The following is a 13,793-nucleotide window of genomic DNA, read 5'->3' on the forward strand; positions in this document are numbered from 1 at the left end:
CGCAACGTCTCCCGGCGGGCTATGCGGCTCCTATCCTTCGGCGGCCGCCGAGCCCGATAACGCGGCGATAGGGCCGCCGCCCACAGTCGTCGTGCCGGATCGGGCCCCGAGGGAGAGGGATGAGCTCAGTGACGACGATGGGATTCCGGGACGTGTACGAGGAAGCAGTGATCGACGCGTTCGTCCGGTCGCTCGCGGACTCCGGGGCCGTCGTGACGCCGGCCAGCGACTTCTTCCTGCTCGGAGGCACCTCGGTCCTCGGCGCGCAGCTGGTCGCGTCGCTCCGGCAGGCGCTGCCGGTGAAGGTCACCATCAGGGACCTGTTCCGGGCGCGGAGCGCCGGCGCTCTGGCTGACGTTCTGCGGGCCCGGGCGGTGCAGCCGTGAGCATCCCGGCGCGCAGCGGCGCCGCGCCGAAGGCCGGGTCCGCCGGCGCGGTGCCGGTGATCTGCCTGCCGCACGCGGGCGCCGGGGCCAGCTTCTTCTGGCCGTGGCAGCACCGCTGCCCGGACCTGGACCTGGTACCGGTGCAGCTGCCCGGCCGGGAGGAGCGGATCGACGAGGAGCCGCCCACCGACCTGCGCGCGACCGTCGACACCGTCGTCGCCGATCTCGTGCGCGGTGTGCTGGGCCGTTGTACCCAGGTCGCGCTGTTCGGCCACAGCCTGGGCGCCGTCCTCGCCTATGAGGTGGCCCGGCGGATCGAGGCCCGCGCGGGCGGCCGCGTCACGCGGCTGTTCGTCAGCGGCTCGCCCGCGCCGGACGCCATGCGCGAGCGGCACGCGACCGGTCTGAGCGACGACGACTTCCTGGCCCGGGTCGAGGAGTTCGCCGGATTCCGCCACGAGGCGTTCGACATCCCGGAACTGCGCGAGATGCTGCTGCCGACCATCCGGGCCGACGTGGAGCTGCACGAGTCCTACGTCCCGCTGCCCGGGCCGCGCCTGCGGGCGCCGATCACCTGCCTGCGCGGCCACGACGACGCGCTGGTGGCAGCCGCCGACACCGCCGGCTGGTGGGAGGCCTCGGAGAGCGGCTGTGAGACGGTCGAGCTGCCCGGCGGCCACATGTATCTGGCGGACGACCCGTCCGCGCTGCTGCGGATCATGGGCGAGCGGCTGGCCGAGCCGACCGGGGCGGTGGCGCGGTGAACTCGCTGAGGCTGCACGACAAGGTCGCGCTCATCACCGGAGCCGCGCGGGGCATCGGCCGTGCGTGCGCCGTCCGTTACGCCGCGGAAGGCGCGGACCTGATCCTGCTCGACATCGCGCGCGACGTCGACGACGTCCCCTACCCGCTGGGCTCCAGGCGGCAGCTCGCCCAGACCGCGGACCGGTGCCGGGACCGCGGCGCGGCGGCACTGGCCGTCCCCGCCGATCTGCGCGACGCGGCGTCCCTGGCGAAGGCCGTGGCCGCCGGCCTTGACCGCTTCGGCCGCATCGACATCCTGGTGAACAACGCGGGCATCGCGGCGCCGTCCGGCCGGCCGGCACACCAGATCACCGAGCACGAGTGGGCGGTGATGCTGGACGTCGACCTGACCGGGGCACTGCGGATGATCCGCGAGGTCGTGCCGGCGATGCTGGAGCGGCGCTCGGGCAGCATCATCAACATCGCCTCGACGGCGGGCCTGGTCGGTTACCGGCACTTCGCCGCCTACGTCACGGCCAAGCACGGCCTGATCGGCCTTACGAAGGCGACGGCCCTGGACTACGCGCCGATGTCGGTCCGGGTCAACGCCCTGTGCCCGGGCTCGGTGCGCGACGACCCGACGCTGGATGGCCGGATGCTCGCGGAGATCGCGCGTTCCCTGGACACCGACGTGGCCGACCACGAGGCCACGTTCGTCCAGGCGCAGCCGATGAACCGGCTGATCGAGGCCGAGGACGTCGCCGGGGCCGCAGTCTGGCTCGGCGCCGACGACTCGGCGCAGGTCACCGGCAGCGTCGTCACCGTCGACGGCGGATTCACCGCGCGCTGACCGCGAGCATCGAGGGGAACCGAGAGGAGCACCAGGGGCCATGGAGTCCGAGTCCGTGGACGGCGGCCGCGCCGGACGGGTACGGCGACGGGAGTGCCACAGTCTGGTGGTCGGCCTGCCGCCCGCGTCGGCCGCGTCGGCCGAGGAATGGATCGGATCCGGGCTGCGGATCTGGGAGGAGACCACCGGCCGCCCACGCGCGGACGAGCGGACCCGGGCACTGATCGCGCGCGAGGCCGCCCGCGGGCTTTCCCCCGACGGGCCCGCGCTGCGGACGACGTTTGTGCGCCATGCCGACGGCACGGCAGACGCGGTGCTGGTCGCGGACCGGGCGGTCGTCGACCTTGCCGAGATGCTGCGGATCGGTGCCGGGCTGCGCGAAGGCGGGCCGCGTGATGGGGGCGGACTGCGTGACAGTGCCGGACTGCGCGACGAGGGCGGGCTGCGCGACGAGGGCGGGGGGCTGCGCGACGATCGCCAGGCCCCCGCGGCCGTGGCACTCGCCGGGCCTCGCCGCGTCGACGCGGTCACCGAACGCGGCCCCGGCGAGATCCGCACCGCCGTCGAGTGGGGCCTGCCCGATCCGGTCGGCACCGACGGCTGCATCCCGCTGGACGTCCTGGACGTCAACGGTTCGCTGAAGCTCTCCGCCGCCGTGCTCCTCGCGGCGGCGGCCCTGACCCTCGCACGCTACGACGCCGCGACGTCGGCTGTCCTGGCCCTCGGTGATGGCTCCGTCGACATCGAGGTCGATGAAACCGAAGCGGTGGGCGCGTTCCTGGAGCGGGTGGAGCGGGCCGACGCCGGACCCCACGGCACGCCGGCCGCCGTCGAGGTCGTCTTCACCGCCCACGATCCGGACCTGGCCTATCGGCCGTATCTGACGACACCCCGCCCGATCGTGCTCCACGTCGAGCTCGACGGCGACACCGCGGTGTCAGGCGCCTGCTACCACGCCGCGGCGGCGGTCTGCACTCCCATCGCCCGCGGCTTCGCCCGCCATCTGCTGCACGTCGCCGGGCAGCTCGCCGCCGCCGCGCCCGACCGCCCGCTGTCCGAGGTCGAGCTGATGCCTGCCGCGGAGGTGGCCGCGGTCCTGGCCGCCGGCACCGCGGCCGCGCCGAGGGACGACGTGTCGGTCACGATCCACCGGGCGCTGCGCGATGTCGCCGACCGCTTCCCGAACCGGCCGGCGGTGTCGGACGCCGAGCGCGTCCTGACCTATCGCGAGCTGGTGCTGGAAGCCGAGCGCAGAGCCCTGGGCCTGGTCGCGCTCGGCGTCCGGCCCGGCCACTTCGTCGGCGTGTGCGCCGAGCGGACCTCGGACCTGGTCGTCACCCTGCTCGCGGTGCTGCTCGCCGACGCCGCCTACGTGCCGTTGGACCCGCACAATCCGGCCGACCGGTTACGCTTCATCACCGAGGACGCTGGCCTGCACCTGGTCGTCGCGGACGAGGACGCGTTCCCGTCGGACGGCCCGGCCAGGGTGGTCTCGCCGTCGTCGCTGGCGTTAGGGGCGCCTCTCGTCGACTACGTGGCGCGTCCCGGCGGCGCGAGACCCGACGATCCCGCCTACGTCATCTACACGTCGGGCTCCACCGGGCGCCCCAAGGGCGTCGTGGTGCCGCACCGCAACGTGGCCGCCCTGGTCGCGGCGGTCGAGGACTTCGAGCTCGACGAGACGGACGTCTGGACGCTCTTCCACTCCAGCTCGTTCGACTTCTCGGTGTGGGAGATCTGGGGCTGCCTGCTCACCGGCGGCCGGCTCGTCGTGGTGCCCCACCTGGTCGCACGCTCGCCGGCCGAGTTCCGCGAGCTGCTGGTCCGGGAGCGGGTCACGGTGCTGAGCCAGACCCCGTCGGCCTTCGCCAACCTGTTGGACGCCGACGCGCGTGGCGGCGACCGGCTCGCGCTGCGCCTGGTCGTCTTCGGCGGGGAGCCACTGGACGTGCGGATGCTGCGGGGCTGGTTCGCCCGGCACCCGTCCGCCGACTGCCGCGTGGTCAACATGTTCGGCATCACCGAGACCACGGTGCACGTCACCGCCAGGACCGTGACCCCGGCCGACGTCGAGCTGCGCTCGCGGTCCGTCGGCCCGGCGCTACCGGGCTGGTCGGTGTCGGTGCGCGATCCCCTCGGGCGTCTGGTCCCGCCCGGCGTCCCCGGCGAGATCCACGTCGGCGGCGCCGGCGTGGCCATCGGGTACCACGGCCGCGACGACCTCACCGCGGCGCGCTTCGTCGAGGACCGGTACGGCTGCGGCCGGATCTACCGCTCCGGCGACCGCGGCCGGCTGCGGCCCGACGGCTCCCTGGACCACCTGGGCCGGCTGGACAGCCAGGTCAAGATCCGCGGCTATCGGATCGAGCTCGACGAGATCCGCTCGGTCCTGCAGGACGACCATGCCGTCCAGACCGCCGCCCTGTGCGTGACGGCCGCGGACGACGACCCGGCCGAGGCGCGGATCGCGGCCTACGTCATCCTGCGCGACGGCGCGACCGGTCCGGCCGCCCGCGAGGCCGCCCGCGCGGTACGGCGACGGATCGCCGAGCTGCTCCCCGACTACATGCTGCCCGCGTCGATCACGCCGCTGACCGAACTGCCGCTGACCGCGAACGGGAAGCTCGACGTCACCCGCCTGCCGCCGCCCCGTGCCGTGGAACCCAGCGCCGTCGAACCCGGCGCGGTCAAACCCAGCGCCGTCGAACCCGGCGACGTCAAACCCGGCGACGCGCGGCCGGAGGCCGGCGATCGGATCCCGGACACCGTCGTGCGGGTCTGGCGGCGGGTGCTGGCACAGCCCGTCGGCCTGGACGACGACTTCTTCGACAACGGCGGCAACTCGCTGGCCGCGGTCCGGGTCCTGAACGGGATCGCGCAGGCCGGTCTCCCCCGGCTCGGCGTGCCCGACCTGTACCGGTGCCGCACCGCCGCGAAGCTGGCGGCCCTGGTCGAGGAGCGTCAGGCCCGGGAACGCGAGTCGGACCAGTCCGCAGTCCGCCGGACGGCAGAACCCGAAGGAAGATGAGGAAGCTGCGATGTCGGCACCGGTCTCCCGCGTCCAGAGGCACATGTGGTTCGGCGAGCAGGTCGCCGAGAACCCGGTCGGGCACCTGATCCCGATCCACCTGCGGCTCACGGGAGCCGTCGACGAGACCGCCCTGGGCGATGCGCTGCGCGACATCGTCGGGCGCCACACCGCCCTGCGGACCTCGATGGATATGTCGGCGGACGGTGAGCCGGCGGCCATCCTGCGGCCCGCGTCCGCGTTCGAGCTCGGCGTCGTCCAGGTCGGCGCCGCCGCGCTGGACGCCGCCGGCGGCCTGGACGGCCTGCGCCTGTCCGAGGCCACGGCGCCACTCGACCTCGCGGCGGGAATCCCGTTCCGGGCCCGGCTGCTGCGGCTGCCGGACGCCACGGCGGTGCTGTGCCTGACGGTGCATCACACCGCGTTCGACGACTGGTCCCGGTACCTGCTGTTCGACGAGTTGTCAGAGCTCTACGAAAGCCACCGTGCCGGGCGTCCGGCGGCGCTCCCGCCTGCTTCCGGCTACGCGCGGTACGCGCAGCGGCGGGACCAGGAGCTGGCGGAGGACGCCGACCGGCTGCTGGGCTTCTGGCGTCCGCGGCTGGCCGGCCTGACACCGTTCGAGCTGACCGCGGACCGGCCGCGCCCGGCCCGCCGCGCCGGCGTCGGCGCGGCCACCGTGTTCGGTGTCCCGGCGTCGGTGATGGCCGGGCTGGCGGAGATCGGGCGCGACGCCGGGGCCTCGACGAACATGGTCCTGTTCGCCGCGGTCCAGGCGCTGCTGCGGCGCTGGTCGGGGCGGGACGACATCACGGTCGGGACGACGTGGGCCGAGCGGGCCGAGCCCGATGCACGCCACGTGGTCGGCCCGCTCCTCAACCTGCTCGTGCTGCGCTGCGACACCGCCGGGAACCCGTCGTTCGCGGAGCTCGTCGCCCGCACCCGCGACGTCTGCCTGGACGCGTTCGAACACTGCGAGGCCCCCTTCGGCTGGCTGGCCGAACGGCTCGGCGTGCCTCGCGACGCCTCGCGCACGCCGCTGTTCCAGGTGCTCGTGGGTGCCGGCAGCGGCACGCGTCGGGCGCCGATCCTGGCCGGCGTCGAGGTCGAGGAGATGCCGGTGACCTGGACGACGTCGAAGTACGACCTGAGCGTCTGGTTCGAGAACCACCCGGACGGCTCGGCGGACTGCGAGGTCGTGTGGGACACGGCGCTCTACCCGGCCGAGTACATGGAGCGTCTGGCCTCGCACCTGCGCTCGATCCTCGCCGAGGTCGCGGCGCGCTCGACGACACGGATCAGCGAGCTGCGCATGGTCGATGCCGAGGAGCTCGCGGCGCTGACGGTCGACTACGCGGCGGGAACGGCGGTCGCCGCCACCGCCTCCACCCTGCACGGCCCGTTCGAGGCGCAGGCCGCACGGACGCCGAGCGCGGTGGCGGTCGTGGCGCCGGACGCGACCACGGTGACGTACGCCGACCTGGACGCCGCCGCGAACCGGCTGGCGTGGCTGCTGCGGCAGCGCGGTGTCGGGCCCGAGGTGCGCGTCGGGATCTGCGCCGAGCGGTCGGTCGAGCTGGTCGTCGCGCTGCTCGCGGTGCTCAAGGCCGGCGGCGCCTTCGTGCCGCTCGACCCCGACTATCCGGCCGACCGGCTGGCCTTCATGCTCCACGACGCGGCGCCGCCGGTGGTGCTCGTGCAGCAGCGGTTCCGCGACCTGATCGCATCGTCGGATCCCGGCATGTCGGTCGTCCCGCTCGACGACGCCGCCGCCTGGGCGGACCTGCCGGCCGAGCCCCTGACACCGACGCCGCCCGTCGTCGCCGCCAACGCCGCCTACGTCATCTACACGTCCGGCTCCACCGGTCGGCCCAAGGGGGTCGTCAACGCGCACCGCGGCATCGTCAACAGGCTGGAGTGGATGCGCGGCACGCACCCGCTCGGCCCGGACGACGCGGTCCTGCAGAAGACACCGACCAGCTTCGACGTCTCGGTCTGGGAGTTCTTCTGGCCGTTGTGGACCGGCGCCCGCCTGGTCCTGGCCCGCCCCGGTGGCCACAAGGACGCCGAGTACCTGCGGGACGTCATCGCCGCGCAGCGGATCACGGCGACGCAGTTCGTGCCGTCGATGCTGGCCGCCTTCGTGACGCTGCCGGACATCGAACGCTGCGCAGGCCTGCGCGACGTGTTCTGTTCGGGTGAGGAGCTGCCCCTCGCCTCCGTCACCGCGTTCCTGGCCCGCCTGCCGCACTGCGCCGTCCACGACCTCTACGGCCCCACCGAGGCCGCGATCGAGGTCACGGCCTTCACCTGCGACCCCGCCGCGGTCGCGGCACTGCCCGCGATCCCCATCGGCGGCCCGATCGACAACGTGCGGATGTACGTGCTCGACGAATGGCTGAACCCGGTCCCGGCCGGGGCCGTCGGCGACCTGTACATCGGCGGCGTCGCGGTGGCCCGCGGCTACCACCTGCGTCCCGGGCTCACCGCCGACCGGTTCATCCCGGACCCGCACGGGACCCCCGGCAGCCGCATGTACCGGACCGGCGACCTCGCCCGCTGGCGGCCGATGCCGGGGCCCAGGCCCGCCGTCATCGACTTCCTGGGCCGCGCCGACCGCCAGGTGAAGCTGAACGGCGTCCGCGTCGAACCCGGCGAGATCGAGCACGCGCTGCGTCGTCAGCCGGGCGTCGACGAGGCCGTGGTCGTCGTACGCGAGACGACCCCCGGCGACCAACGCCTGATCGCCTACGCGTCAGGCGGCGCGGACGGCGCAGCGCTGCGCCGGGCACTGCGCGACCTGCTCCCGGCGGCGATGGTGCCGGCCGCGGTGGTGATGCTGCCGGCCCTGCCGGTCGGGCCGAGCGGGAAGATCGACCGCGCGCAGCTGCCCGAGCCCTCGTCGGGACCGACAGCAGGCGGCGTCGCGCGCGTGGCGCCGCGCAACGCCGTCGAGGAGGCGGTCGCCGAGGTCTGGGCCGAGGTGCTGGGCGTCGGCGAGGTGGGTGTCGACGACGACTTCTTCGTCCTCGGCGGGCACTCGCTGCTTCTGATCCGCGCCGCCAACCGGCTGCGCGACCTGTTCGACCTCGACGTGCCCCTGAGCCTGCTGTTCGAGAACCCGACGGTCGCGGGCGCGGCCGCGGGCGTGGAAAGGCTCGCCGCCGCCCTGGTCTGACGTCCTTCTCCGGGTGAACCGTCACGCCGCCGCATGGCGCCGTTTGGCGCCACGCGGCGCCAATTCATGTCAATAACGGCAAACGGGGCGCCGGGTCGCTTGGCGGAGCGCAAGAAAGAAGGATTTCGGTCGCTGCGGCAGCCGAAATCTTTCTTTCTTACTTGGAAGCAAGCAGCGGCCGCGCTGCAGAAGTACTCCTCGGCGAACGCCGGCCAGCTCCTCAACGACGCGCTCTTCCAGCAGGTCGGCAACTCGGCGCTCAAGGCCGTCGGCTACGACGGGCTTTCCGGGGCCGGCGGTGAATGCCTCGAGATCGCGTCCATGGACGCGATCCGCGCCGGCGGGCCGGAGCAGGCCTGCGTGGCCTTCTCCCCGGAATGGGTCGGCTGGCCCGCGGTGGACGCGCTCAACCGTCAGCTCGCCGACCCGGGCAGCACCCCGGTCGGCCGGGGAATCAGCTTCCAGATCATCGAGGAGGACGCACGATCTCCCGGAGTCCGGCGCCTACCCGGTGCCAGTCGGCTTCAAGGCCGTTCGGTGAGGTCGACGGCCACCATGCGGAGTTCGGAGGCGTAGGCGGCGCCGGCGGCGTCCCGTACCCAGTGCTCGCCGAGATCCGGCAGCATCTCGGTGAACCCGACCAGGCTGTCGGGTTCCTCCTCGGCCGCCGACCTGACCGCGGTCGCGAGCAGTCTCACCAACGCCACGCTGCTGAAGTCCACGAACAGCGGCTTGTCCTCGACCGCGACCCGATAGAACGCCCGCGGCGGCAGGCCGGCCGCACGCCGCCACGCCTGTGCCCCGCGATAGCAGCGGGCCGCGTCCTTCTCGAACGCCCAGCGCAGCTCGCCCGGCGCGAACCCCCACGCCTCCCGGGCGATGACCATCCGGTCGATGGTGACGCGGGGGCGGTGGCCGGCTGTGCCGATCGGCTTGAACGCGTTCATCACGGCCGCGCTGATGATCTCTCCGAGCACCTCGAGGAGATCCCAGCACGCGCGGTCCTCGAAACGGACCCGCAGGACGCCCTGCTCACGATGCACGCGCAACCCGGCGCCGGGCAGGATCTGCCCGGCGGCTCCGGTGTGGCGGGTGTGCAGCGTCCAGAACAGGTCGTCGGACGATCTCATCGCCGGCGGGTACACCCGGGAGTTGACGCTGCTGGAGGCCTTCGCGGGCACCGGCTGGATGCGCGGGCCGCGGCGGTCGCGGGCGTCGGCGGCGGTCAGCTCCTCCGGCTCGGGGTGCTGCTGGAGCACGACGCGGGCGTCCAGGGTGTTCGCGGTCAGGTGGAGTTCGCCGAGGACGAGAAGGAAGTCGCCGCGGTTGACGGCGTCGGTGCTCGCGGCGGCGACCATGATGTCCGGGCAGTGGTGCACCGCCGACGACCAGGGCAGCTCCCGGAGCGGGAACGCCGCGCGCACCGCGGCCAGGAGATCGGCCGACCGGAGCTCGTGGCGCCGGACGCCGGACGGCACGGCCAGGATCGTGGCCCAGCGGCGCTGGAACTCGGGAATCAGGGCGGCGACCAGGTCGGGGAGCTCCCGGTAGGAGAAGGCCAGGTCCGGGGTCGCCGCAGCGAGGAAGGCGCCGAAGGCGACCGAGGTCGGGACCGAGGCCGGGGCCCCGGCCTGGGACGCGGCCGAGGCCCCGGAGTCCCCGCCCGCCGCGAGACAGGCGTCGAAAACCCTGTCGAAACGCTCCCGGTAGGCCTGAGCGGCTTCCGCCACCAGCCACCGAGCGCTGTCCAACAGCAACTCCAGCGGCGCCTCGGCCGCCGCCAGGAACTCCGGCCCGATCCGCACCTCCACGTCGCGGACGGTGTCCTCGTAGATCACCCGACGTCCGGCATAGGCCTCCCCGCCGCGCCGGCTGGCTGCCTCCCCCGCCAGTCGCTCGAACACCTCGTCGAGCCGCTGCCCCGCCGTGGCCAGCCTCGCCGCGTCCCCGGCGCAGGCCGCGACCGCGTCACGGGCGGCGATCAGTTCGTCCAAGCCGGTCAGCACGCGGTCCCGCACCGTCGCGTCCCCGATCCGCAGCACCTCCTCGCGAAGGCGCACCTCGGGATCGTCCTCGACCCGCGCGTCGATCTCGAGCGTGATCAGGCCGGCTTCCAGCCAGGCCTCGGCCACGGCGTCGAAGCCGGCGATCTCCGCCGCCGTCCGCGACCCGTCGCAAAGCTCGAAGATCTCCGCCTCGTGCCGGGTCAGGGCGATCGGCGCACCGTGCGGCCGGCGGGCGAGTCCGTCACGCACCGACACCGCCGCCGAGCGTCGCGGCCGCAGCCACGGCAGCACTTCCGGATCGGCGCTGATCCGCCGGGCCACCGCGTCGATCGCCCACTGCTCGAAGTACACCCGCCGCCGCGCCAGCAGCGCCGGACCCGGCTGTTGCCGCAGCGCCGGTCCGTCTTCGGCGACGCGCGCGAACCCGACCGGCCCGAAGAACCCGATCGTGTCGTTCTTCAGGGCGTAGCGCTGGAGATAGCTCACCACCTTGAGCTCGCGCCGCCGCCGATGCGCCGGACGGCTCGGCGTACCCTCGGCGATCTTCGCCACGCAGTCGCGGAACATCGTCGGGTTCTGCCAGGTCACGGCCTCCTGGAAACGGGGACCGGAGGCCACGCGCCTGGCGACCGTCGCGAACGAGTCCACAGCCTGCGCGTACGCGGCCAGGAACTTCTCCTCATCGTCGCCTGCCGCGAGCTCCGCGAGTCCGGGATCGAAAAGCACCGCGATGTCGGCCGCCGGAAACCCGGCGGTCCGCAGCTCCACCAGATCCCACAACGCCCAGCGCGAGCCGTCACCGATCGGCACCCGGCCCACCGGCCCCGCCGCGTGCGGGGCCCACCCCGTCCCATGGCTCATCTCACGACCTCCGCGACCGCGGCGGCACCAGCACCCGCACCCGCGGCGGCACCCACACCCACACCGGCACCCACGCCCACACCGGCACCGGCACCGGCACCGGCACCGGCCAACGACCGTCCCAGCTCATCGGTGAACGCCGCGCCCGCCGTCTCGACGAGGCCGCGCCCCCACTGCACCTCGCACTCCAAGGTGTCGCCCCGGTCCAGGAACCGGAGCGAGATCTCCGTCTTCGGCGTCGGGAACGGCTGCTCAAGCACCGCCCGACAGGTCACTCCGGCATCCGTCCACCGCATCGTCCGGGGCAGCTTCCGGTAGCCGACCATGACGCTGTCCAGGCGGGCCGCCGACGTCCCCGCCGGATCGGCCCGGCGTGCCAGCTCGGCGAACGGGAAGTCGCGCCGGCGCAGGTCGGCATGCCAGCCGGCGCTCTCCCGCAGCACGATGTCGGCCACCGTGTCGGAGCCGTACCGCGCCGCCGGCAGCGGCACCTCGTTGATGAAACAGCCGATCAGGGAGTCGGCCTCCCCACCCGCCGGACGCTGGGACGCCGCCGTGCACACCACGCTCGCGCCGCCGTCGTCGGCCGGCAGCGCATGGTGCACCGCACCGATCAGAACCTTGAACAAGCTGGTCTCCAACCGTCGGGCCTGCTCCCGCAGGCCTCGCGTCGCCCCCGTGTCAACGATCACCACCGTGCGCCCGCCCCGCGAGACGGCGCCGTCCGTTCGGCACGGCAGGCGGGTCCGCGCCAGGAGATCCTCGGGCAGTCGCGCGAACGAGACACCGCGCAGCTCGGCGGCGGCGCGCGTCTCCCGTTCACGGATCCGCCGGACGAGACCGACGTAGTCCCGGCCGTCGTCCTCCGGCAGATCGCCCACCACACACCGCGCCAGCCGCTCGGCGAAAGGCACGTGGCACAGGCCGTCGGCGACCAGGTGATGGAACACCACCGCCAACGTCGCCGCCGTCCGCCCGGTCCGCAGCACTGCGAACCGCGCCAACCCGCCCTCGTCGATGTCGATCGCGCGGCGCGTCGCGGCGTCCACCGCGTCTGCCACCGCGTCCGGTCCGGCACCGTCCAGGTCGACGACCTCGACGTCCGGCAGCCGGTCGTGGAACCAGGAGACGATCTCCCCGGAGACGTCGTCGATACCGAGCCGCAGCCGCAGCGCCGGGATCGCCCGGTAGGCCCGGTGCGCGGCCGCGACCAGGCCCGCGTCCGATACCGGGCCCTCCACGTCGATCGCGAAGGCCATGTTGTAGGCGCCTTCCTCCGGGCACATCGCCTCCGCGAAGTACAGCGAGGCCTGCGAGTGCGTCACCGGGACGGCGGCCGTCCTCATGTCTGGTCCTGGAGGATCAGGTCCTGATTCCCGTTGCCGGCGACGGAGCCCGAGTCGGCGCCCCCCGAGGCGGCGCTCTCAGCGTCGTCGCCTTTCTCAACGCCGTCGCCTTTCTCAACGCCGTCGCCGTTCCGAACGCCGTCGCTCTTTTCAGCGCCGTCGCCCTTTTCAGCGCCGTCGCCGTCCCGCGGGCGGTCGCCGTCCTCGCCGCCGACGGATACCCGCTCGCGCACCGTCCACAGCCCGGACGCCGCGATCAGCAGTGCCGCCGCCGCTCCGCCGAACAACCACCGGAAGTCGACCATCGACACCAGGACCGCCCCGGCCGCGATCGACGCCGTCTGCGGCGCCCCGACCAACAGGTCGGTGGCCGTCGACACCCGTCCCATCAACGGCGCGGGAGTGCGGCGCTGCATCAGCGTCGTGAAGGCGATCGCGACAACCGAGACGCCGAAACCCACGACCGGCGCGACCGCGAGCCCGAGCCACAGTCGCGGATACACCAGCGCCGCGAGCCCTGCGCCGAGCGCGCCCAGACCGACCGCGACGGCCGCGGACTCCCCCAGCACCTTGACCAGCTTCGGGGCCGCGAGCGCGCCGAGTACCGCGCCGAGCCCCATCACCGTCATCAGCACGCCGACGAACGTGGCGGGCCTGTGCAGGCCCTGGTCCACATACGCGAAGACCCCCGGGTTCACGGCGCCGAACACCAGGAACGCCAGCCCCATCGCGATCGCGCAGCGCAGCAGCGCCGCCTCGCCCGCCAGGTGGCGGAAGCCGGCGCCGGCCTCGGTGGCCCAGTGCAGCTCGGTCGGCCGTGGCCGGTCCTCGGCGACGCGCATCGCCGTCAGCGTCACCGCCGCGATGACGAAGGTCGCGGCGTCCACGATGACCACCGCCGAGACGCCGGCCCAGGCGTACAGTCCGGCGCCGGCCAGTGGTCCGAGCAGCCGTGAGCCCTCGCGCACCGAGCGCAGCAGGCTGTTGGCCTCGACCAGCCGGTCGCCGGCGACCGTCACCTTGATCAGCCCGGCCAGTCCGGCCGTGTTGAGGCTGAAGGAGAAGCCGTAGGCCACCGAGACCGCGAAGACGATCCAGACTTCGTGCCGATCGTGCACCGCGAGCAGCGGCAGCAGGGCGACAGCCGACAGGAGGTTGACCCACACCAGGAACGGCCGGCGCCGCACCCGGTCCACAGCCCAGCCGAGCAGCGGCGCGACCAGCGCCGGGGCGGCGACGGCCAGCACGACCGCGCCGGCCTGGCCGCTGGACCCGGTCAGCTCCTTGACCCAGATAGCCAGCACGATCAGCATGATCGACTCACCGATCATGCTGGTGACCTGGCCGACGAACAGGAAGGCGAACTCGCGGTTCCGGAGCAGCTCGCGCATGGG

Annotated in this window: 9 protein-coding genes; 6 read left to right on the forward strand and 3 right to left on the reverse strand. The window is 73.5% G+C overall.

All coding sequences use genetic code 11. The features are described from left to right. Window positions 1-119 precede the first annotated feature (119 nt). From ACG83_RS29740 to ACG83_RS29765, 6 genes are all read left to right on the forward strand, one after another. Window positions 120-386 (forward strand): acyl carrier protein, encoded by a 267-nt coding sequence (locus ACG83_RS29740; protein ID WP_083473665.1) that lies wholly within the window; start codon window positions 120-122, stop codon window positions 384-386. After that, window positions 383-1,150 carry a thioesterase II family protein gene (locus ACG83_RS29745; protein WP_200931399.1) on the forward strand — a complete coding sequence of 256 codons (768 nt, stop codon included), beginning with the start codon at window positions 383-385 and terminating at the stop codon, window positions 1,148-1,150. Before ACG83_RS29740 ends, ACG83_RS29745 begins: the two co-directional genes overlap by 4 nt. Before the next feature lie 5 nt (window positions 1,151-1,155). Then, complete coding sequence (locus tag ACG83_RS29750; protein WP_054569653.1) at window positions 1,156-1,980, forward strand: SDR family oxidoreductase; 825 nt, start codon at window positions 1,156-1,158, stop codon at window positions 1,978-1,980. A gap of 40 nt (window positions 1,981-2,020) precedes the next feature. Next, window positions 2,021-5,008 carry a non-ribosomal peptide synthetase gene (locus tag ACG83_RS29755; RefSeq protein WP_054569537.1) on the forward strand — a complete coding sequence of 996 codons (2,988 nt, stop codon included), beginning with the start codon at window positions 2,021-2,023 and terminating at the stop codon, window positions 5,006-5,008. A gap of 10 nt (window positions 5,009-5,018) precedes the next feature. Continuing rightward, window positions 5,019-8,186 (forward strand): non-ribosomal peptide synthetase, encoded by a 3,168-nt coding sequence (locus ACG83_RS29760; RefSeq protein ID WP_054569538.1) that lies wholly within the window; start codon window positions 5,019-5,021, stop codon window positions 8,184-8,186. A gap of 99 nt (window positions 8,187-8,285) precedes the next feature. Further along, window positions 8,286-8,762 carry a hypothetical protein gene (locus ACG83_RS29765; protein ID WP_054569539.1) on the forward strand — a complete coding sequence of 159 codons (477 nt, stop codon included), beginning with the start codon at window positions 8,286-8,288 and terminating at the stop codon, window positions 8,760-8,762. Here the strand turns inward: ACG83_RS29765 and ACG83_RS29770 are convergent. The 3 genes from ACG83_RS29770 to ACG83_RS29780 are packed head-to-tail and all read right to left on the reverse strand — an operon-like array spanning window position 8,711 to window position 13,790. Next, window positions 8,711-11,053 (reverse strand): lantibiotic dehydratase, encoded by a 2,343-nt coding sequence (locus ACG83_RS29770; protein WP_083473666.1) that lies wholly within the window; start codon window positions 11,051-11,053, stop codon window positions 8,711-8,713. The two genes, ACG83_RS29765 and ACG83_RS29770, sit on opposite strands and share 52 nt — an antisense overlap. Beyond that, a complete protein-coding gene (locus ACG83_RS29775; RefSeq protein WP_054569541.1) occupies window positions 11,050-12,399 on the reverse strand; it encodes a condensation domain-containing protein in 1,350 nt (449 codons plus the stop codon). Before ACG83_RS29775 ends, ACG83_RS29770 begins: the two co-directional genes overlap by 4 nt. Then, window positions 12,396-13,790, reverse strand: coding sequence for an MFS transporter (locus ACG83_RS29780; protein WP_054569542.1), 1,395 nt, complete (start codon window positions 13,788-13,790; stop codon window positions 12,396-12,398). The genes ACG83_RS29775 and ACG83_RS29780 overlap by 4 nt, the downstream gene beginning before the upstream one ends. Window positions 13,791-13,793: the final 3 nt, after the last annotated feature.

Source organism: Frankia sp. R43 (genome assembly GCF_001306465.1).
GTDB lineage: Bacteria > Actinomycetota > Actinomycetes > Frankiales > Frankiaceae > Parafrankia > Parafrankia irregularis.

Bases quoted from the DNA above. Each gene is read 5' to 3' on its own strand.
- ACG83_RS29740 (WP_083473665.1), top strand. From the start codon at position 120: ATGAGCTCAGTGACGACGATGGGATTCCGGGACGTGTACGAGGAAGCA.
- ACG83_RS29755 (WP_054569537.1), top strand. From the start codon at position 2,021: ATGGAGTCCGAGTCCGTGGACGGCGGCCGCGCCGGACGGGTACGGCGA.
- ACG83_RS29760 (WP_054569538.1), top strand. From the start codon at position 5,019: ATGTCGGCACCGGTCTCCCGCGTCCAGAGGCACATGTGGTTCGGCGAG.
- ACG83_RS29770 (WP_083473666.1), bottom strand. From the start codon at position 11,053: ATGAGCCATGGGACGGGGTGGGCCCCGCACGCGGCGGGGCCGGTGGGC.
- ACG83_RS29775 (WP_054569541.1), bottom strand. From the start codon at position 12,399: ATGAGGACGGCCGCCGTCCCGGTGACGCACTCGCAGGCCTCGCTGTAC.
- ACG83_RS29780 (WP_054569542.1), bottom strand. From the start codon at position 13,790: ATGCGCGAGCTGCTCCGGAACCGCGAGTTCGCCTTCCTGTTCGTCGGC.